The sequence below is a fragment of the Rhodococcus baikonurensis genome (assembly GCF_040489275.1).
Lineage (GTDB): Bacteria > Actinomycetota > Actinomycetes > Mycobacteriales > Mycobacteriaceae > Rhodococcus_F > Rhodococcus_F baikonurensis.
On the sequence record NZ_JBEUOQ010000004.1, the window covers coordinates 298,434 to 317,858 of the forward strand.

Genomic DNA, 19,425 nt, shown 5'->3' on the forward strand with positions numbered 1-19,425 from the left:
CGATGGCAAGAGTCCTCCCCATGCTGATCAGGCGATTACTGATACTGATCCCCCTGATCCTCGGCATCATCGCGTTCGTCTTCATCGTGATGCAGTTCGCGCCCACCGATCCCGCAACCGCGGCGTTCAACGGCGGCAACCCGACTGCGGAACAGTTGCAGCAGTTCAAGGAAGAGAACGGACTGCTCGATCCGCTTCCTCTGCAATACGTTCACTTCGTGACCGATCTGGTCAGCGGCAACATGGGTGACAGTCTGATTTCCGGTACCCCGGTGTTGGATTCGATCTCCACCGCTCTGCCACTGACCATTCAGCTCACGGTTCTCGGACTGGTGATCGCCATCGTGCTCTCGCTGATCTTCGGTGTCACCAGCGCACTGTTCCGCGATCGTTGGCCGGATCAGGTCATCCGAGTGATCTCCCTCGGTGGTGTGGCAGCACCGTCATTCTGGTTGGCACTGCTGATGATTCAGTACCTTGCTGTCCAACTCGGATGGTTCCCTACCGGTGGCTACGTCAATCCGAGCGACTCCGTCGGTGACTGGCTCTGGTACATGGCGCTCCCTGCGCTGTCTCTGTCACTGCCCGTCGCGGCGCAACTGACGCGAATCATCCGCACGTCCATGGTCGAGGAGCTGGACAAGGACTACGTCCGTACCGCAATCGGCAGCGGCCTGCCCTATCACGTGGTGATCGGACGGAATGTGTTGCGTAACGCGCTGATCAACCCGCTCACCGTTCTGGGCCTGCGTGTCGGTTACCTCCTCGGCGGCGCCGTGGTCATCGAGCAGATCTTCGGTCTTCCCGGAATGGGTCAGCTCATGATCAACGGCGTCACCAACGGTGATCCCGCAGTCGTTCAGGGTGTTGTCATCGTGATCGCGGTCGGCTTCGTCGTCGTCAACCTCGCCGTCGACATCCTCTACCTGCTCGTCAATCCACGACTTCGGAGCGCAGCATGATGAGAAGAAAACTCACCGAGAAGCTTTCGCGACCCGGTATCACCTTTTCTCGCTTCCCCCTCTCGGCCTGGCTGTCGATGGCGGTTCTCGCGATCATCGTGCTCGCCTGCCTCTTCGCGCCGCTGATCACGCAGTACACCCCACTCGAACAGGCGGTCGGTACCGCGGGCCCCAGCGCCGAGCACTGGTTCGGTCAGGACAGTCTCGGCCGAGATCTGTTCAGCCGCTTGCTCTACGGCGGACGCTGGTCGCTGACCATCGGTCTCGGCTCCACCTTCCTCGCACTGTGCGCCGGCGCTCTCATCGGATCGGTGGCCGCAACGAGCCGAAAAGGCGTCGACGAGACCATCATGCGTGTGCTCGACGTAGTCATGGCGTTCCCGGGCATCGCGCTCGCTGCCGTACTCGTCGCAGCCTTCGGTGGTTCGATCCCGGTTCTGATCGTCACGATCGCGTTCCTCTACACGCCGATGGTGGCCCGCGTCGTTCGCGCGAACGTTCTCGCTCAGTACGGCGAGGACTACGTCGCGGCCGAAAAGGTCATCGGTGCAAGAACTTCACACATCGTCGTCAAGCACGTCGTAGCCAACTGTGCTGCGCCCGTTCTCGTCTTCTGCACTGTCATGGTCGCCGACGCCATCGTGCTGGAGGCCAGCCTGTCGTTCATCGGCGCCGGTGTCCGTCCCCCGGATCCGTCGTGGGGATCGGTGATCGCCGACGGCAAGAACATGGTCCTTCTCGGTGGTTGGTGGGCAACGGTATTCCCCGGACTGCTCATTCTTCTGACGGTGCTCTCCCTCAACGTGCTCGCCGAGGGCCTGACCGACGCGATGGCAGATCCGAGTCTGAAGAAAACCAAGAAGACGCCCTCCGCACTGGAAGCAGCGCAGACTGCCGCAGCGGAGGAGACCTCCAACGAGCTCATTCTGGAGGACGAAGCTGCAGTCACCGAGACCCCGGAGTTGATCGACGACTTCGCCGACTCCAGCGTCGTGAAAGATGTTCTGAAGCCGGCCGCCGAGCCGACCCCTCTCGAAACTCACCTGAAGATCCTGGCGGAAACCGAGCGGTCTCGGTCCGATCGTCTTGTGTACGAGGGCGATGCAGCGCCCCTCCTCGAGGTCCGCAATCTCACGATCCGGTTCCCCGAACGCTACGGAGACACCGCGATCGTCGACAACGTGAGCTTCACCGTCCGCCCGAACGAGACGATGGCACTGGTCGGCGAGTCCGGTTGCGGAAAGTCGCTCACTTCGCTGGCGATCATGGGTCTACTGCCCAAGACAGCAGTGGTGACCGGCGAGATCCTGTTCGACGGCGTCAACGTCCTCGAACTGAACAACCGGGAGCGAAACAAGCTGCGCGGACACGACATGGCGATGATCTACCAGGATGCGCTGAGTTCTCTGAACCCGGCGATGCTGATCCGCGCGCAGTTCAAGCAGCTCACCAAGCGTGGCGGTACCCGCACAGCCGAGGAGTTGCTCGAACTCGTCGGACTCGATCCGGTGCGCACTCTCGCCAGCTACCCACACGAGCTTTCCGGTGGTCAGCGTCAGCGCGTCCTGATCGCGATGTCGCTCACCCGTAGTCCGCGGTTGATCGTCGCGGACGAGCCCACCACCGCCCTCGACGTCACCGTCCAGGCCCAGGTCGTGGACTTGCTCAACGACCTTCGGGAAAAGCTGGGATTCGCGATGGTCTTCGTCAGCCACGACCTGGCCCTCGTCGCCTCCCTCGCCCACAAGATCACGGTGATGTATGCCGGTCAGGTCGTCGAGTCGGCGCCGACGAGTGACCTGCTCGTCGATCCCCGCCACGAATACACTCAGGGCCTTCTCGGTGCCGTTCTCTCCATCGAGGACGAAGCGCCGCGACTGCATCAGATCCAGGGAACCGTTCCGTCACCCGGAAGCTTCGCGCCGGGAGACCGTTTCGCCGAGCGTTCCACCCGCCCGGATTCCGATCCCCTCCGTAAGCCGGAGATGGTCCGTATCGACGGGACCGAGCATTTCTTCGCGAACCAGTCCGCGACTCCCGCACACGCAGAATCGGAATTGGAATTGGAGAGCGTGCGATGACTACAGCTGAAGCACCCATCCTGGAACTGAAGAACATTCACGTCGTCCACAAGACCCGTTCGGGATCACTGTTCAAACCCGGCACGGTTCACGCGGTCAACGATGTCAGTATCGCGGTACGACGAGGGGCGACGATCGGCATCGTGGGCGAGTCGGGTTGCGGTAAGTCCACTCTGGCCAAAGTCATGGTCGGACTCCAGAAACCGACGTCGGGCGACGTGGTCTTTCGCGGCCGACGGGCTCTGACCCGATCGGCGGGCGTGCGCAAGGAGTTCGGGCGGGCGATCTCGATAGTGTTCCAGGATCCGGCTACCGCACTCAATCCGCGAATGACGGTGGCCGACATCCTCACCGATCCGCTCGACGTCCACGGCATCGGCAACCGCGCGAGCCGAACAGCCCGCGTTCGCGAGCTGGTTGGTTTGGTGGGGCTCCCTCAATCCGCACTCGAAGTCATCCCGAGTCAGATCTCCGGCGGTCAGCGTCAACGTGTCGCGATCGCGCGTGCGCTCGCGCTCGAACCCGACGTCATCGTCGCCGACGAGCCGACGTCGGCTCTCGACGTCTCGGTGCGAGCGCAGATCCTGAACCTGCTCAGCGACATCAAAGCTCGACTGGGGCTCGGCATGGTGTTCATCTCGCACGACATACAAACGGTGCGGTACGTCTCCGACACCATCGTCGTCATGAACGCCGGGCGGATCGTCGAGCAGGGAACGGCGCAGGAAGTATTCGACAACCCGTCGGACGCGTACACGGCCAAACTGCTGGGTGCGGCGCCCAGTCTCCTGCAACGCACCGTTGACGTGGGTTGACCAATGGAGCGGATGACCGGACATAGGATGAAGGACGTTCGTATCAGAAAAGGGGAATCGATGTCTGTCCGGAGTGGCACACAGGGCGCTCGTTTCAGCGCGCAAAACCGCATGCGCGCACTTCAGACGGACATCATGAACTTGATCCTCGAACGCAGACTCTCCCCTGGCGACCCGATGCCCACCGAGGCCGAACTGTCCGAGGAGTTGGGAATCGGCCGGAACACGCTCCGCGAGGCACTCAAGGTTCTGCAGGCCTTGGGCGTCGTCGAGATCCGTCACGGCTTCGGAATGTTCGTCGCCCCGAGCAACTTCGACGCTCTCGCCGACGGCCTGACCTTCCGCGGCCGGTTGTCGTTGCAGGGCACCGGGCACGAGGCGATGGAACTGGTCGACATTCGTCAAGCACTCGAGACCGGATTGATCGGTGCGGCAATGGCCGAGATGACGTCGGCCGACCACGCCGACCTCGACGAACTCGTCACCGGTATGGAGGTTCGTGCCGCCGCCGGGAAAAACTTCTCCGACATCGACGCGACCTTTCACTCCCGCCTGTACTCCCCGCTCGACAACCAGGTCCTCGCTCAGTTGATGGACGTCTTCTGGCAGGTGTACAGCGAGATTCAGCAAGCCATCGGGCATTCGGACACGCCACTGATCGACATCGCGTCGAAGCACCGTGCGATTCTCGACGCGATCCGTACGGGTGATGCCGTCGAGGCGGCGCACACTCTCGATGTGCACTTCGGTGGCCTGCGCGAGCGGATCGCCAGTCTCCATGCGTCCGAAGCGCAGTAATCTCGAAACACGTGATTTTGCTCCGCTGCCTCACCATCGCGCCCGTTCTTCCGGCAAAATTACGGGTATGAAGAACCCGAACCTGACGCCTTCGCGCGTTCTCGCAGTTGTCCTCGCTGCCGCCCTCGTCATTTTCGTGATCGCACGTCGCCGCGACGACGGCGCCCTCAGCCGCGGAGAATGGTTGTCGGACAGCGTCGGACCGGACGACCTCGCCGGCTGAAACGACGTATGCCCTCGGCCGAAACTCGGCCGAGGGCATACGTACGTGTCATCTACTACTTCATCGAATCCAGTCGGGTTCGCGCGTCCTCGAACCCTGACACCAGCTCTGCCATGACCTCGGCGACGGGGCGGATCTCGTTCATCCGGCCCACGATCTGGCCGACGGGCATTGCCACAACTTCCGGGTTCTCCGATGCAGCGATTCTCTGATGAGCGTCGCTGACCAGCAGGTTCTGCAGCGGCATCGGCAAGGGCGCCGGTGCTCCCGGGTTCGACCAGGCTTCCGTCCACTTGGTCTTGAGCAACCGAGCGGGCTTACCCGAGTAGATGCGCGAACGTACGGTGTCGGCCGACGTCGCGCCCAACAGTGCACGCTGAATAGCGGACGGGCCCTCGCCCGACGCACTGCCGAGTTTGTATTCGGAGGTGGTGAGCCAGTACGAGCCCATCCACACTCCGGACGCACCGAGTGCGAGTGCAGCAGCCACCTGACGGCCGCTGCCGATACCGCCGGCAGCCAGTACAGCAGCTGAATCACCCAGTGCATCAACGATTTCCGGGACCAGAACCATCGAAGCGATCTCGCCCGTGTGACCGCCGGCCTCGTAGCCCTGCGCGATCACGATGTCGACGCCGTTCTCGACGTGACGACGTGCGTGCTCGACGGCGCCGGCCAGTGCTGCTACCGGAACGCCCTTCTCGTGCGCCTGATCGATGACGTCTTTGGGCGGCGATCCCAGCGCATTCGCGATCAGCGCAATCCGATGCCCCAGAGCAACATCGACATGGGACCGCGCCACCGAGTGAAGCCATCCCAGTACGCCGGTCGCATGCTCGACGTCGTCGGACAGCGGCGGCACCCCCAGTTCGTCCAGCGTGCGATTGACGAAGGCGCGGTGCTCCTCCGGGATCAGCTTGTCGAGATCGACGGCACCACCCTCGGTCGGCACCTTGGCCGGCATGACGATGTCGACGCCGTACGGCTTCCCGTCGGTGTTCTCGTCCATCCACGTCAGTGCAGCTTCGAGCTCTTCCGGGTCGTTGAACCGGACGCAACCGAGAACGCCCAGACCGCCTGCGCGACTGATCGCGGCGGCGACGTGCTCGGAAGGAGTGAATCCGAAGATCGGGTATTCGATGCCGAACTTGTCGGCCAGATCCGAACGCATCAGGCTTCCACGCTTTCGTTTGCGGACGCCACAGGAGCGCCGTTTCCGTTGTGATCGTCAGCCTCGCGCGATTCCGTCTCGGCCTTGGCCCAGCGGTAGTCTGGCTTGCCTGCCGGATTGCGCTTGATCTGGTCGACGAACCACACGCTGCGCGGAACCTTGTATCCGGCAATCTCTTTGCGCGCTGCGGTGGCGATGTCATGCAAGGTCGGTGACGTGCCTTCACGTACCTGAACCACTGCGGCAACCCGCTGACCGAAGCGCTCGTCGGGGATACCGACCACCAGCACGTCGAAGATGTCCGGGTGCGCCTTCAAGGCGCCTTCGACCTCTTCCGGGTACACCTTCTCGCCGCCGCTGTTGATGGACACCGAACCGCGGCCGAGCATCGTGACCGTGCCGTCGGCTTCGACCTGCGCGTAGTCGCCGGGGATCGAGTAACGAACGCCGTTGATGGTGCGGAAGGTTTCGGCCGTCTTGACCTCGTCCTTGTAGTAACCGAGCGGAATGTTGCCCTTGCGAGCGAGCATGCCGCGCTTGCCCGATCCGGGTTCGACCTCGTTGCCGTCGTCGTCGAGAACCGTTGTGGAGGCGTCGATCTTGACCGTCGGGCCGCCGGTGTGCTTCTGGCCCTTGCTCAGCACTGCCAGTCCACCGAAGCCGGTCTCGGACGCGCCGATGGAGTCGGTCAGCAAGCGGTTGGGCAGCAGTTCGAGAAACTGCTCCTGGATACTCGGCGAGAAGAGTGCAGCACTGCTGGCCATCACGTAGAGCGTCGAAAGATCGTACGGCTCACCGGTCGCCGGGTTTCCGGCGATCAGTGCGTCGAGCATCGGGCGGCCCATCGCGTCACCCGTGATGAAGATCAGGTTGACCTTGTGCTTGTCGATGTTCTGCCACACCTCGTGGGCGTCGAATTCCGGGTGCATCAAACAGGTTCCGCCGCCGAAGAGGCTGTGGAACACCGCAGACTGCGAACCGCCGTGAATCATCGGGGGGATCGGGTAGCGGATCATGCTCGGGTTGGCAGCGCCGACCTTCGCCATCTCGTACTCGTCCTCGACCGGAACGCCGGTCACGAAGTTGATGCCGCCGCCGAGCACACGCCACCAGTCCTCGTGACGCCACATGACGCCCTTGGGACTTCCGGTGGTGCCGCCGGTGTAGAGCATGAAGATGTCGTCGTTGCTGCGCTCTTCGAAATCACGCTCACCCGAGCTCTGCGCGAGTGCGTCCTCGTAGCCGATGCCGAAAGCACTGAAATCCAGATCGGTGCCGTCCTCGACCACGATGACGGACTTGACCTTGGGAGTGTTCGGCAGGACGTTCGCAACCTTGTCCGAGTAGCGGCGCTCGTGAATGAGTGCCACCATGTCGGAGTTGTCGAAGATGTACTGCAACTCGTTCTCGACGTACCGGTAGTTGATGTTGACCATCACGGCCCGGATCTTGAAAACGGCGACCATGGCCTCGATCGCCTCGATGACGTTCCGGCAGTAGATGCCGACCTTGTCACCCGGCTGAACGCCATGTTCACGCAGGTAGTGGCCGAGGCGGTTTGCTCGGTCCTCCAACTGCGCATAAGTCATCTCGCGGTTGTCCGAGACCAGCGCAACGCGGTCCGGAACGAGGTCGATTGCGTGCTCTACGAAGTCTGCGATGTTAAGGGCCACGAGTTCAAAGTAGAACGTGTTACCGTTTCTGGCAAGACCCAATTTGAGAGCCAGCTCACAGACCCGCCAGGAGCCATCAGTGTCCACTTCGACGACCGAAAAATCAGACATTTCGGAAACCGCGCCGCATTGCCTCGTGGAGAAGCGCGGCCACGTTCTCATCGTGACCATGAATCGCCCCGAGCGTAAGAACGCCATCACCGGCGAGATGATGGCGATCATGGTCGACGCCTGGGACCAGGTCGACAACGACCCCGAAATCCGTGTGGCGATCCTGACCGGAGCAGGTGGCGATTTCTGCGCCGGCGCCGACCTCAAGAACATGTCCGCCAAGCCGCCGGGAGATTCCTTCGCGGGCGGCGGCGTCGACATGTCCAAGATCGAAGGCCTCCTCAAGGGTCGCCGGTTGACCAAGCCGCTGATCGCCGCGGTCGAGGGTGCAGCCATCGCCGGCGGAACCGAAATCCTGCAGGGCACCGACATCCGCGTCGCAGGCGAGAGCGCAAAGTTCGGCGTCTCCGAAGCCAAGTGGGGGCTCTTCCCACTCGGCGGTTCCGCAGTGCGTCTGGTGCGCCAGATTCCGTACACGATCGCGGCGGACATCCTGCTCACCGGTCGTCACATCAAAGCGCCCGAAGCCAAGGAGATCGGGCTGATCGGCCACGTCGTCCCGGACGGCCAGGCCCTCGACAAGGCACTGGAGCTCGCCGACCTGATCAGCGCCAACGGCCCCCTCGCCGTGCAGGCGATCCTCAAGACCATCCGCGACACCGAGGGCATGCACGAGGAAGAGGCCTTCCAGATCGACGCGCAATTGGGCATGAAGGTGTTCATGAGCGCGGACGCCAAGGAGGGCCCGCGGGCTTTCGGTGAGAAGCGGGCACCCCAGTTCAAGGGCATCTGAGTAAAGGTTGTCTGACCCACCCCGTCTGACCCACCCCCTCTGACCCACCCTGTCTGACCCACGCCCTTTTCGAGCGAACGTACCTTTCGGCGCCTTCAGTGCGCCGAAAGGTACGTTCGCTCAGCCGGTTTCGTCCATTTTCACCCACCTCGACCTCGCGAACACCTGAGGCCGAGGACGGGATTGCGCCAATCTGTAGTGCGCACGCAGGTCCTCGATCACGCGATCAGGGTCCGTTCGCAGTGCACTGGGCACCGTCGGCAACACGATGATTCCCGCATTCTGCATTCGCGTCCGACGTTCCACCGTGCGCTTGTAGTCCGTCGGCGCGGCATGCCATTCCAACGAGTCGATGTCCCACGCGAAGGCAACCGAATCGATCCATCCGTCCGGAATTGCGATGAAGTCTCCCTTCGCATCCCGGATCTCATGGTTGAACAACATTTCCGGCAGACCGCTCCGCTGCCACAGTTTTCGCGCGTGAACCTCCGGAACCGAGTGGACGTTCGCGTTCACTTCGCGCAACACGACCCGAGGTAGCGCGGACCCCCGACTGCTGCCCGCCTCGAGTTCCTTCGCAAGTTCGCGCACCGAGACGTCGCCACGCTGAACGACCTCGGCAATGAGTGCCCGTGTGGGATCGAGGGCCCTGCACCGCCTCGCAGCGTCGAGTAGTGCCCTCGGCAGCGGCGCACAGCGCAGACCGTTGTGAATCTCCGACTCAGGCAGTCGAACAGTGCGCTCCACCGTGACGAACCCAACCGATTGAACACGACGGTCGATGGGGATGAGCACCTGCACATCCCCGGAATGCATCCGATATCCGTACTCCGACATGGCAGATCGCCCGGTCAGCAGAGACTCGTCACCGCTCAACATGAGCGCAGCGATCGATCGTTGACGCGGCGTCGGCTGACCATTTCGGAGCAGGATGACTCCTGGCAAAATGCGCTGCCAGGGTCCACCCACTCGGCACCGGGTGTGCACGGCGGAGTTGGACACGCCCAATCGCGCCAACTCCGCCGTTCGGATCACTCCGCTTCTACTGACGCGGTAGATCGCGTCCAGATCATCGCCCCACGTTCCACGCCGCATGGTTGCAGCATGACTCGAGTAGCAGCGCGGGCTCCGGAGGCGACCTGGGGTTTTGGTGGCCCTGTGGATAACTTTCGGCGAGCGAACGGCGCGTTCAGCGCCTCAGATGCGCTGAACATGCCGTTCGCTCGAAAAAAAAGGGGGGTCCCGCTCGAAAAAAAGGGGGCGCCCCGCTCAACCACCCACCGCGGCCGCGAGCTCTCGCACATGGTCGGCGTCGCGGCAGGTCACCAGCAGCATCGTGACTCCGGCTTCCTCCCAACGCTTCACGTCGGCGCGCACCTCGTCGACGTTGCCGATGATCATGGTCTCGGTGACCATCTCGTCGGGGACGACGGCAGCGGCTTCCTCCTTGCGGCCCGACATGAAGAGACGACCGATCTCGTCGACCTCCTTCTCGTAGCCCATCCGCTTGTAGACCTGCGCGTGAAAGTTCAACTCCGGGGCGCCCATTCCGCCGACGTAGAGGGCGGTCATCGGCTTGAGAGCGGCGATGGCGCCTGCTCGGTCGTCGGTCACGATGACCTGGCACGTGGCGGCAACCTCGAAGTCTTCGCGGCTACGACGGGCCCCGGCGCGAGCAAAGCCTTCGTCGAGCCACTTGTTGTACATCGGGGCCAGGCGCGGGGTGTAGTAGATCGCCAGCCACCCGTCGGCGATTTCGCCGGCAAGCGCGACGTTCTTCGGCCCTTCGGCGCCGAGCCAGATCGGGATGTCCGCACGCAGCGGGTGCGTAATGGGCTTGAGCGGCTTGCCAAGTCCCGAACTGCCCGGTCCCGCATACGGCAGAGGGTAGTGGGGACCGGGACTGGTGACGGGCGCTTCACGGGCAAGGACCTGGCGCACGATCGAGACGTATTCACGGGTGCGTGCGAGCGGTTTCTCGAAAGGCTGGCCGTACCAACCTTCGACGACCTGTGGTCCGGATACGCCGAGCCCGAGGATCGTTCGTCCGCCGTTCAGGTGGTCGAGGGTGAGCGCGTGCATGGCACAGCTGGTCGGTGTTCGCGCCGAGATCTGTACGACTGACGTACCGAGCCGAACCTTCTCGGTGCGTGATCCCCACCAGGCGAGCGGAGTGAAAGCGTCCGAGCCCCACGACTCCGCCGCGAAGACCGCGTCGAATCCCGCACCTTCCGCAGCCTCGATCAGTTCCGGGGCGTTTGCCGGCGGCTGTGCGCCCCAGTATCCGAGTTGCAACCCAAGCTTCATCGCAGGCCTCCACATTGCCGGTGATCAGAAGTGACTCTTGCCACAATCTCTAGAACCTGTTCTACTCGATCTTGTGACCATCGGAAAGAGCGGGGTGGCCGACAAGCCCCTGAGCGCACCATTGAATCTCCATTTCGACTACACCAGATCGACGGGACCGACCATCGGCGCGTTCGTGACTGCCCTGCGTGATCGCAAGGTGATCGGCGCACGAGGGTCGAACGGTCGTGTCTTCGTTCCGCCACCGGAGTTCGATCCGGACACGGCCGAACCACTGACCGACTTCGTCGGAGTCTCCGACGGCGGAACGGTCGTGAGTTGGACGTGGATGCCCGAACCCATCGAGGGTCAACCACTGACGAAGCCTTTCGCGTGGGCCCTGATCAAGCTCGACGGCGCGGACACGTCCATGCTCCACGCGGTCGACGTCGACTCCCCCGACGACATCAGCACCGGCCTGCGGGTTCGTGCTCGCTGGGCGTCGGAGCGGATCGGGCAGATCAAGGACATCGAGTGCTTCGAACCAGGTGAGAGCGAAAACGGCATCGCGACAGTCGATCCCAGCGCCGATCCTGTCACCATGATCACGACGCCTGTCGACCTGCACTTCATGCATTCCGCTTCAGCCGAGGAGAGTTTCTACCTCCGCGGTCTCGCCGAGGGCAAGCTGATCGGTGGTCGTAGCGGACCCGAAGACAAGATCTACATCCCACCGCGCGGCGCCAATCCCACCAACGGGAAGCCGACGAGCGAGCAGATCGAACTGCCGGACAAGGGAATTGTCACCACCTTCTGCATCGTCAACGTCCCGTTCCTCGGGCAGCGGATCAAGCCGCCCTACGTGGCCGCCTACGTGCTTCTCGACGGGGCCGACATTCCGTTCCTGCACTTGATCCTCGAATGTGATGCCGCGGACGTACGGATGGGCATGCGCGTCGAAGCCAAGTGGAAGCCTCGCGAAGAGTGGGGTTACACCCTCGAGAACATCGAATACTTCCGGCCGACAGGTGAACCCGACGCCGAGTACTCCACCTTCCAACACCACCTGTGAGGCTCCTGAAATGACTTCTGCAGACATCGCAGTCGTGGGCTTTGCTCAGGCACCCCACGTCCGCGAAACCAACGGCACCACCAACGGCGTCGAGATGCTCGTCCCGTGCTTCCAGCAGCTTTACAGCGATCTGGGAATCACCAAGTCCGACATCGGCTTCTGGTGCTCCGGATCGTCCGACTACCTGGCCGGTCGCGCGTTCTCCTTCATCTCGGCCGTCGACTCCATCGGAGCGGTACCGCCCATCAACGAATCTCACGTCGAGATGGACGCTGCGTGGGCCTTCTACGAAGCGTGGATCAAGATCTTGACCGGCGAGGTCGAGACCGCGCTGGTGTACGGATTCGGCAAGTCTTCCGCCGGGCACCTGCGCAAGATCCTGTCCATGCAGCTCGATCCGTACCTCGTCACTCCGCTGTGGCCCGACTCCGTCTCGATCGCAGGGCTTCAGGCCCGACTCGGACTCGACGCGGGTAAGTGGACGCAAGAGGACATGGCGGAGGTGGCAGCTCGCAGCCGTCGTCACGCGCTGAGCAATCCGAAGGCTCAGCTCGCGGGCGAGGTCGACGTCGAGGCACTTCTCGCCAGCCCCTTCCTCGCAGATCCGTTGCGCGCACACGATTGTGCGCCTATCACCGATGGTGCGGCAGCAATCGTCCTGGCCTCGGGTAACCGCGCCCGCGATCTCTGCGAGCGGCCGGCGTGGATCACCGGACTCGAGCATCGCATCGACTCCCCCAACCTGGGCGCACGTGACCTGACCACGTCGCCGTCCACTACGTCGGCGGCCAAGGCGGCAACGGGCGGCGAGGTCGGCAACATCGACGTCGCCGAACTGCACGCACCGTTCACTCACCAGGAATTGATCTTGAAGGAAGCGATCGGCCTGACCGACGCCACCACGATCAACCCGTCCGGCGGACCGCTGAGCGGCAACCCACTGTTCGCCGGTGGTCTGGAACGAATCGGCCACGCCGCCAAGGCGATCTTCGACGGCCAGGCGAATCGCGCTCTGGCCCATGCAACAAGCGGCCCTGTGCTGCAGCAGAACCTGGTAGCAGTCTTGGAGGGACGGAACTGATGGCCGGAACGCCTCAACTCGCGGCCGTGCTCGGCACCGGCCAAACTCACTACGTCGCAAAGCGTCACGACGTCTCGATGGCGGGCTTGGTCCGTGAAGCCATCGACGCAGCGATGCTCGATGCCAACGTCGGCTGGGACGACATCGACGCCGTCGTCATCGGAAAGGCCCCCGACCTGTTCGAGGGTTCGATGATGCCCGAACTCGCCATGTCGGATGCCCTGGGCGCCAACGGAAAGCCGTTGCTGCGTGTTCACACAGCCGGCTCGGTGGGCGGTTCGACGGCTATCGTCGCCTCCAGTCTGGTCAAATCCGGGGTCCACAAGCGGGTTCTGACGGTTTCCTGGGAGAAGCAGTCCGAGTCGAACGCCATGTGGGCGCTGTCCACACCGGTTCCGTTCAACATGCCCGTCGGCGCCGGTGCCGGTGGATACTTCGCCCCGCACGTCCGTTCGTACATTCGTCGATCGGGCGCACCGGAGCACATCGGCTACCTCGTCGCGGTGAAGGATCGGCTGAACGGCAGCCTCAATCCTTATGCGCACCTGCGGCAGCCGGACATCACCTTCGAATCGGTGAAGGCATCTCAGATGCTCTGGGATCCGATCCGCTACGACGAGACGTGCCCGTCCTCGGACGGCGCGTGCGCTCTGGTGATCGGCAACGAGGAAGCTGCTGCACAGGTGGAGGCCGAGGGTCGTTCCGTCGCCTGGATCCACGCGACGGCCATGCGCACCGAGCCGACCTTCTACGCCGGACGCGATCAGGTCAATCCGCAGGCCGGCCGCGACGCCGCGGCCGCGCTGTGGAAGTCAGCGGGAATCACCGATCCGCTCAACGAGATCGACTGCGCCGAAATCTATGTCCCGTTCTCGTGGTTCGAGCCGATGTGGCTCGAGAACCTCGGCTTCGCGGAGGAAGGTCAGGGCTGGAAGCTGACCGAGGCCGGAGAAACCGCGATCGGCGGCAAGCTCCCGGTCAACGCCTCGGGAGGCGTTCTCTCGTCCAACCCGATCGGCGCCTCGGGCATGATCCGGTTCGCCGAGTCCGCGATGCAGGTCATGCACCGCGCCGGCGATCACCAGGTGGCCGACGCCCGCAAGGCTCTCGGCCATGCCTACGGCGGTGGCTCGCAGTACTTCTCGATGTGGGTCGTCGGCTCCGAACGCCCCACCACGTAAGCAGCAGCACACACGCCGATCAGGAAGAGGCCGAAGATGAAGTACACCGTCGGGGTTGCCATGAACCCCTTGGACCAGTTAGCCGGTATCGCCAAAACGGCCGAGGAATGCGGCTTTTCGTCGATCGCTCTCCCCGATTCACTGTTCTTCATGGAAACGCAGGCGGCGGATTACCCGTACACCCCGGACGGGTCTCGGATGTGGAATGCCGAGACCCCCTGGGTCGATCCGCTGATCGCCGCGGCCGCAATGGGCGCGGTGACCGAGAAGATCGAGTTCTACACCCAGGTGCTCAAGCTGGGTAGCCGCAATCCGGTCCTGCTCGCGCGGCAGGTCGGATCGGTGGCGGCACTGACGAACAACCGCTTCGGCTTCGGCGTCGGAATCGGTTGGGCTCCGGAAGAGTTCGAGTGGTGCGGCGCTCCGTACAAGCGTCGGGGCGCACGTGTGGACGAGATGATCGACGTTCTCAAGCTGATTCTCGGCGGCGGCATGGTCGAGTACCACGGTGAGTTCTTCGATTTCGATCGCCTGCAGATGAGCCCGGCTCCCACCAAGCCGGTTCCGTTCTACGTCGGCGGCCACACCGAGGTCGCACTCAAGCGAGCTGCACGAGTCGGCGACGGATGGACGTCGGCGATGATCAAGTTCGACGACCTGGTGGGTGTGATCGCACGACTGCGCGAATTGCGCGCCGAGTACGGCCGCGAGAACGAGCCGTACGAAATCCAGACGGTGTGCATCGACCGTTTCGGCAAGGACGGTTACGCAGAACTCGAGGACGCCGGCGTCACGGACATCATCACCGTGCCTTGGGTTTTCGACGGAATCGGATTCGATGCCCCACTCGAGGCAAAGCAGGATTCGATGCGCAAGTTCGCCGAACAGTACATCAACTGAGGAGCTGCGATGACCGACGAGCACCCCGCCCGCGTCGCGGGTAACGCATCGCGCGCCGCCGCGAGTGGCAAGAACAAGGAAGCCTGGCTGGACCTCTTCGCCGAGGACGGCTGGGTGGAAGATCCGGTCGGGCCGTCGGGTTTCGACCCCGAAGGCAAAGGCCATCACGGGCGTGAAGCGATCTCCAAGTTCTACGACATGACGATCGCCAACGCGGACAAGCTCGAGTTTCTGATCGACGATTCCCTGGTGTGCGGCAACGAGAACGTCAACATCGGCAAGATCCGTACGACCATCGGCGGCTCGATCATCGACGCCGAAGGCGTGTTCGTCTACCGGGTGAACGACGACGGCAAGATCGCGTCGCTTCGAGCATTCTGGGAAGTGGACCGTGCGATGAAGACGGCGCGCAAAGCCTGAGAACCCCCCCCAGTACGAGAGCGGCCCCGGTCATCGACCGGGGCCGCTCTCGTCGTAGTCGAATCAGCCTGTCGTACTTGCACCGAGAACCTCGAAATGGTTTCCTGGTTCCCAACGTCGCGTGTCGATGACGGACTGCGTCAGGCATGGAGGCGTCGTACTGCAAGGGGTCACTCATGACCATTTCGTTCAATCACACCATCATCGCCGCAAAAGACCGACAAGAGTCTGCGTGGTTCTTCACTCACATGTTCGGTCTGCCAGGCCCGGTCGAAGCCGGTTACTTTCTCGGCGTTGAACTCGAGCACGGCGTGACACTGGACTTCGCACAGGTGGAAGAGGGCGCCGAGGTGGCGTCTCAGCACTACGCTTTCCTCGTCTCCGAAGATGACTTCGACGGCATCTACCAGCGAATACAGGCGTTGAAACTTGATCACTGGGCCGATCCGCGCCAGTCGAGTACCGGCTTCAACACCAACGACGGTGGGCGTGGTGTCTACTTCCTCGACCCGTCGGGACATTTCCTGGAAGCGATCACCAAACCGTACGGCGGCTGAATGAGAGAGTGAACTACAAACGGCGGCGCCTACGGGAGATGAGGGATCCCGCAGACGCCGCCGCAGTTCCAGGTTGCCAACGAGTGGCTCCCCGGAACGTCTACTGTAGTTCTGCGTGTTCGAGAGTGCCGAGGCAACTCCCGAAAAGCTTCACAGAACCTACTCGCCGGTTACCAGGTCAGTATATGTCCGGATCAGTGTTTGACCGGGCAGCCCGATGTCTTGTAATCAACCTGAAACTCTTTGATGCCGTTGAGCCAGCCCGAGCGCAGGCGGCGGGGATCGCCGAGCCTGGTGATGTCGGGTAGGTGATCGGCGATCGCGTTGAAGATCAGATCGATTTCCAGACGGGCCAAGTTGGCGCCGATGCAGTAGTGCGCACCGGTGCCGCCGAATCCGAGGTGCGGATTGGGGTCACGCATGATGTCGAACTTCATGGGGTTCTCGAAGACGTCTTCGTCGAAGTTGGCCGACGCGTACATCATCACGACGCGATCGCCCTTCTTGATCTTCTGTCCGCCGAGTTCGGTGTCTTCGAGCGCGGTGCGCTGGAAAGACGTCACCGGGGTGGCCCAACGAACGATCTCGTCGGCCGCCGTCTTGGGACGTTCCTTCTTGTACAGCTCCCACTGGTCGGGATTGTCGAGGAAGGCAACCATGCCGTGTGTGATGGCATTGCGAGTGGTCTCGTTACCCGCGACCGCAAGCAGGATCACGAAGAAGCCGAATTCCTCTGGGGAGAGCTCATTTCCGTCGATGTCCGCTTCGATGAGCTTGGTGACGATGTCATCGGCGGGACACTTCTTGCGCTGATCCGCCATCTGGTACGCGTATCCCAGAATCTCCATCGACGCCGCCTGCGGGTCGATGTCGAACTCGGGGTCGTCGTACGACGTCATCTGGTTGGACCAGTCGAAGAGCTTCATTCGATCTTCCTGCGGCACACCGAGAAGTTCGGCGATGGCCTGCAGCGGAAGCTCGGACGCGACCTGCACCACGAAGTCTCCGGCACCGCCGGCAGCCGCGGTCGTGACGATCTTTTCGGCACGCTCGGTCAGTTCCTCGCGCAGGCTGTTGATGGCGCGCGGGGTGAATCCGCGGGAGACCAGCTTGCGCAGCTTGGTGTGCTCCGGAGCGTCCTTGTTGATGAGAATGAACCGCTGCATCTCGACGTTCTCACGCGGGATGTCGTCGGCGAAGCGAGGAATCGCAGTGTTCTCGTGGGTCGAGAAGATGTCGCTTCGCTGCGAAACCTCCTTGACCTCTTCATGACGGGTGACCACCCAGAAGCCCTCGTCCTGGAATCCACCGATTTCCGGGGGCTGCGGATTCCACCACACGGGGGCCGTCTTCCGGAGTTCGGCGAACTCCTCGAACGGCATGCGTTCCGCGTAGATGTCGGGGTCCGTGAAGTCGATTCCCTCGGGGAATGCGGGCTGTGCCACTGATGTCTCCTGCCCTAAGCCTTTTCATCACAGGGGTGATGGGGATCCGTGATGTGTAACACGTTCTACTCTCATTGAAACACAAGCCTGCTTACTAGGAAAGGAAACGTCGACAGGTCTTGCTTCCCGCAGAGAACCTGTTCTACTTTTTCATTACAAGGAAAGGAGCCCGCTGTGGGCACACCAGTAATCGTCGAGGCTGTCCGTACACCGATCGGCAAGCGCGGAGGTTGGCTCGCCGGTCTGCATGCCGCCGAGATCCTCGGAGCGGCCCAGAAGGGCGTTCTCGACCGGTCGGGTATCGACCCGCTGCTCATCGAGCAGGTGATCGGCGGCTGCGTCACCCAGGCCGGCGCTCAGTCCAACAACATCACGCGCACGGCATGGTTGCATGCAGGTCTGCCGTGGCAGACCGGCGCAACGACCGTGGACTGCCAGTGCGGTTCCGCTCAGCAGGCGAACCATCTGATCGCCGGACTGATCGCCACGGGCGCCATCGACGCCGGCATCGCCTGCGGCATCGAAGCCATGAGCCAGGTTCCCCTCGGCGCAAACGTCGGCGATCAGGCCGGACCGCGTCGACCCGCGACGTGGGACATCGACATGCCCAACCAGTTCGAAGCTGCAGAACGTATCGCACGCCGACGCGGTCTTACTCGCGACGACGTCGAAGCTCTCGGCGTCCGCTCGCAGGCGCTGGCCAAGCAGGCTTGGGAGGAAGGGCGTTTCGACCGCGAGGTTCTCGAACTCTCGGCACCCCAGGTCGACAAGGAAGGAAACCTCACGGGCGAGACCAAGCTCGTCAATCGCGATCAGGGCCTGCGCGATACGACGGCGGAGTCCCTTGCCCGTCTGAAGCCCGTCCTCGAAGGCGGGATTCACACGGCCGGAACGTCTTCCCAGATCTCCGACGGTGCTGCCGCAGTCCTGCTCATGGACGAGGACAAGGCTCGCGCGCTCGGATTGAAGCCGCGTGCCCGCATCATCGCCCAGGCGTTGGTCGGCTCGGAGCCGGAATTCCACCTCGACGGACCGGTGCAGGCAACCAGCCGCGTTCTGGAGAAGAGCGGAATGAAGATCGGCGACCTCGATCTGTTCGAGATCAACGAAGCATTCGCATCCGTCGCACTGTCCTGGGCTCAGGTTCACGAACCCGACTTCGACAACGTCAACGTCAACGGCGGCGCGCTCGCTCTCGGCCATCCGGTCGGCAGCACTGGATCTCGACTGATCACCACCGCTCTGCACGAACTGGAGCGTCGCAACGGCTCGACGGCTCTGATCACGATGTGCGCCGGCGGCGCGCTGGCCACCGGAACCATCATCGAGCGTATCTGAGATGACCACTCCCCCAGCCAAACCCAAGGGACTCGACGCTCCGGCGACGGTCAAGATCATCAAGTGGATGTCGAAGGCAAACGTCGCCATGTATCGCGCCACCGACGGGAGGCTGGGTAGCAAGTGGCGGGTCGGCAGCGCGTTCCCACGCGGGCTGCCGATCTGCCTGCTCACCACCACCGGTCGCAAATCCGGCGAGGAGCGGATCAGTCCGCTGCTGTTCCTCGAGGACGGCGAAGACGTGATTCTGGTGGCGTCGCAAGGTGGTCTTCCGAAGAACCCGATGTGGTACCTCAACATCAAGGCGGATCCGGTGGTGACGGTGCAGATCAAGTCTCGGATCCGCTCGATGAAAGCCCGCGTCGCCACCGAGGACGAGCGCGCTCGGCTGTGGCCGAAGTTGACGGCGATGTATCCGGATTTCGACAACTATCAAGCCTGGACCGACCGGATCATTCCCGTCATCGTGTGCGAGCCACTGAAGAACTAAACGAACTGTTTACAACACAACGTTTACA

The 19,425-nt window shown here is 62.8% G+C and carries 19 protein-coding genes; 14 read left to right on the forward strand and 5 right to left on the reverse strand.

Going from position 1 to position 19,425, the window contains the following annotated elements; translation table 11 throughout:
* The first annotated feature begins 2 nt into the window (after positions 1-2).
* From ABWI03_RS12140 to ABWI03_RS12160, 5 genes are all read left to right on the forward strand, one after another.
* Positions 3-962, forward strand: coding sequence for an ABC transporter permease (locus ABWI03_RS12140; RefSeq protein WP_029254514.1), 960 nt, complete (start codon positions 3-5; stop codon positions 960-962).
* Positions 962-3,043 (forward strand): dipeptide/oligopeptide/nickel ABC transporter permease/ATP-binding protein, encoded by a 2,082-nt coding sequence (locus ABWI03_RS12145; protein WP_298779723.1) that lies wholly within the window; start codon positions 962-964, stop codon positions 3,041-3,043. The genes ABWI03_RS12140 and ABWI03_RS12145 overlap by 1 nt, the downstream gene beginning before the upstream one ends.
* The gene (locus ABWI03_RS12150; protein ID WP_200313750.1) at positions 3,040-3,858 is read left to right on the forward strand and encodes an ABC transporter ATP-binding protein; all 819 of its coding nucleotides are present in this window, start codon (positions 3,040-3,042) and stop codon (positions 3,856-3,858) included. Before ABWI03_RS12145 ends, ABWI03_RS12150 begins: the two co-directional genes overlap by 4 nt.
* A gap of 60 nt (positions 3,859-3,918) precedes the next feature.
* The gene (locus ABWI03_RS12155; protein ID WP_007734278.1) at positions 3,919-4,656 is read left to right on the forward strand and encodes a FadR/GntR family transcriptional regulator; all 738 of its coding nucleotides are present in this window, start codon (positions 3,919-3,921) and stop codon (positions 4,654-4,656) included.
* 67 nt (positions 4,657-4,723) lie between these two features.
* Positions 4,724-4,879, forward strand: a complete 156-nt coding sequence (locus ABWI03_RS12160; protein WP_019746984.1) for a hypothetical protein — start codon at positions 4,724-4,726, stop codon at positions 4,877-4,879.
* A gap of 55 nt (positions 4,880-4,934) precedes the next feature.
* Here ABWI03_RS12160 and ABWI03_RS12165 read toward each other — a convergent pair whose 3' ends face one another.
* A complete protein-coding gene (locus tag ABWI03_RS12165) occupies positions 4,935-6,050 on the reverse strand; it encodes an NAD(P)H-dependent flavin oxidoreductase (RefSeq protein WP_003945863.1) in 1,116 nt (371 codons plus the stop codon).
* Positions 6,050-7,723 (reverse strand): acyl-CoA synthetase, encoded by a 1,674-nt coding sequence (locus ABWI03_RS12170; RefSeq protein WP_298779248.1) that lies wholly within the window; start codon positions 7,721-7,723, stop codon positions 6,050-6,052. Before ABWI03_RS12170 ends, ABWI03_RS12165 begins: the two co-directional genes overlap by 1 nt.
* Positions 7,724-7,802: 79 nt before the next feature.
* Between ABWI03_RS12170 and ABWI03_RS12175 the strand changes: the two genes are divergently transcribed.
* Positions 7,803-8,627 carry a crotonase/enoyl-CoA hydratase family protein gene (locus ABWI03_RS12175; protein ID WP_070796348.1) on the forward strand — a complete coding sequence of 275 codons (825 nt, stop codon included), beginning with the start codon at positions 7,803-7,805 and terminating at the stop codon, positions 8,625-8,627.
* A gap of 120 nt (positions 8,628-8,747) precedes the next feature.
* Here ABWI03_RS12175 and ABWI03_RS12180 read toward each other — a convergent pair whose 3' ends face one another.
* Entirely contained in the window at positions 8,748-9,722 is a 975-nt protein-coding gene (locus ABWI03_RS12180; RefSeq protein ID WP_298779244.1) for a hypothetical protein, read from the reverse strand.
* 174 nt (positions 9,723-9,896) lie between these two features.
* Positions 9,897-10,934 carry an LLM class F420-dependent oxidoreductase gene (locus tag ABWI03_RS12185; protein ID WP_095971001.1) on the reverse strand — a complete coding sequence of 346 codons (1,038 nt, stop codon included), beginning with the start codon at positions 10,932-10,934 and terminating at the stop codon, positions 9,897-9,899.
* 73 nt (positions 10,935-11,007) lie between these two features.
* On the opposite strand from ABWI03_RS12185, the gene ABWI03_RS12190 reads away from it, so the two are divergent.
* The 6 genes from ABWI03_RS12190 to ABWI03_RS12215 all read left to right on the forward strand — a co-directional run bounded on the left by ABWI03_RS12190 (position 11,008) and on the right by ABWI03_RS12215 (position 16,124).
* Entirely contained in the window at positions 11,008-11,985 is a 978-nt protein-coding gene (locus ABWI03_RS12190; RefSeq protein WP_172436585.1) for a Zn-ribbon domain-containing OB-fold protein, read from the forward strand.
* 10 nt (positions 11,986-11,995) lie between these two features.
* Complete coding sequence (locus tag ABWI03_RS12195) at positions 11,996-13,066, forward strand: thiolase family protein (RefSeq protein ID WP_124568833.1); 1,071 nt, start codon at positions 11,996-11,998, stop codon at positions 13,064-13,066.
* Positions 13,066-14,247, forward strand: a complete 1,182-nt coding sequence (locus ABWI03_RS12200; RefSeq protein ID WP_095970999.1) for a thiolase family protein — start codon at positions 13,066-13,068, stop codon at positions 14,245-14,247. The genes ABWI03_RS12195 and ABWI03_RS12200 overlap by 1 nt, the downstream gene beginning before the upstream one ends.
* 36 nt (positions 14,248-14,283) lie before the next feature.
* Positions 14,284-15,147: a TIGR03619 family F420-dependent LLM class oxidoreductase gene (locus tag ABWI03_RS12205; RefSeq protein WP_095970998.1), complete on the forward strand. Its 864-nt coding sequence runs from the start codon at positions 14,284-14,286 to the stop codon at positions 15,145-15,147.
* Between the two features lie 9 nt (positions 15,148-15,156).
* Complete coding sequence (locus ABWI03_RS12210; protein ID WP_007734269.1) at positions 15,157-15,567, forward strand: nuclear transport factor 2 family protein; 411 nt, start codon at positions 15,157-15,159, stop codon at positions 15,565-15,567.
* A 176-nt stretch (positions 15,568-15,743) separates the two neighbouring features.
* Positions 15,744-16,124 carry a VOC family protein gene (locus tag ABWI03_RS12215; RefSeq protein ID WP_020906296.1) on the forward strand — a complete coding sequence of 127 codons (381 nt, stop codon included), beginning with the start codon at positions 15,744-15,746 and terminating at the stop codon, positions 16,122-16,124.
* A gap of 194 nt (positions 16,125-16,318) precedes the next feature.
* Here the strand turns inward: ABWI03_RS12215 and ABWI03_RS12220 are convergent, their stop codons facing one another.
* Positions 16,319-17,569: a cytochrome P450 gene (locus tag ABWI03_RS12220; RefSeq protein WP_298779232.1), complete on the reverse strand. Its 1,251-nt coding sequence runs from the start codon at positions 17,567-17,569 to the stop codon at positions 16,319-16,321.
* A gap of 174 nt (positions 17,570-17,743) precedes the next feature.
* Between ABWI03_RS12220 and ABWI03_RS12225 the strand changes: the two genes are divergently transcribed.
* Positions 17,744-18,907 (forward strand): steroid 3-ketoacyl-CoA thiolase, encoded by a 1,164-nt coding sequence (locus tag ABWI03_RS12225; RefSeq protein WP_095970996.1) that lies wholly within the window; start codon positions 17,744-17,746, stop codon positions 18,905-18,907.
* A gap of 1 nt (position 18,908) precedes the next feature.
* Complete coding sequence (locus tag ABWI03_RS12230; RefSeq protein WP_095970995.1) at positions 18,909-19,397, forward strand: nitroreductase family deazaflavin-dependent oxidoreductase; 489 nt, start codon at positions 18,909-18,911, stop codon at positions 19,395-19,397.
* Positions 19,398-19,425: the final 28 nt, after the last annotated feature.

Bases quoted from the DNA above. Each gene is read 5' to 3' on its own strand.
- ABWI03_RS12155 (WP_007734278.1), top strand. From the start codon at position 3,919: ATGTCTGTCCGGAGTGGCACACAGGGCGCTCGTTTCAGCGCGCAAAAC.
- ABWI03_RS12165 (WP_003945863.1), bottom strand. From the start codon at position 6,050: ATGCGTTCGGATCTGGCCGACAAGTTCGGCATCGAATACCCGATCTTC.
- ABWI03_RS12205 (WP_095970998.1), top strand. From the start codon at position 14,284: ATGAAGTACACCGTCGGGGTTGCCATGAACCCCTTGGACCAGTTAGCC.
- ABWI03_RS12230 (WP_095970995.1), top strand. From the start codon at position 18,909: ATGACCACTCCCCCAGCCAAACCCAAGGGACTCGACGCTCCGGCGACG.
- ABWI03_RS12160 (WP_019746984.1), top strand. From the start codon at position 4,724: ATGAAGAACCCGAACCTGACGCCTTCGCGCGTTCTCGCAGTTGTCCTC.
- ABWI03_RS12215 (WP_020906296.1), top strand. From the start codon at position 15,744: ATGACCATTTCGTTCAATCACACCATCATCGCCGCAAAAGACCGACAA.
- ABWI03_RS12185 (WP_095971001.1), bottom strand. From the start codon at position 10,934: ATGAAGCTTGGGTTGCAACTCGGATACTGGGGCGCACAGCCGCCGGCA.
- ABWI03_RS12200 (WP_095970999.1), top strand. From the start codon at position 13,066: ATGGCCGGAACGCCTCAACTCGCGGCCGTGCTCGGCACCGGCCAAACT.
- ABWI03_RS12140 (WP_029254514.1), top strand. From the start codon at position 3: ATGGCAAGAGTCCTCCCCATGCTGATCAGGCGATTACTGATACTGATC.
- ABWI03_RS12210 (WP_007734269.1), top strand. From the start codon at position 15,157: ATGACCGACGAGCACCCCGCCCGCGTCGCGGGTAACGCATCGCGCGCC.
- ABWI03_RS12145 (WP_298779723.1), top strand. From the start codon at position 962: ATGAGAAGAAAACTCACCGAGAAGCTTTCGCGACCCGGTATCACCTTT.
- ABWI03_RS12195 (WP_124568833.1), top strand. From the start codon at position 11,996: ATGACTTCTGCAGACATCGCAGTCGTGGGCTTTGCTCAGGCACCCCAC.
- ABWI03_RS12180 (WP_298779244.1), bottom strand. From the start codon at position 9,722: ATGCGGCGTGGAACGTGGGGCGATGATCTGGACGCGATCTACCGCGTC.
- ABWI03_RS12150 (WP_200313750.1), top strand. From the start codon at position 3,040: ATGACTACAGCTGAAGCACCCATCCTGGAACTGAAGAACATTCACGTC.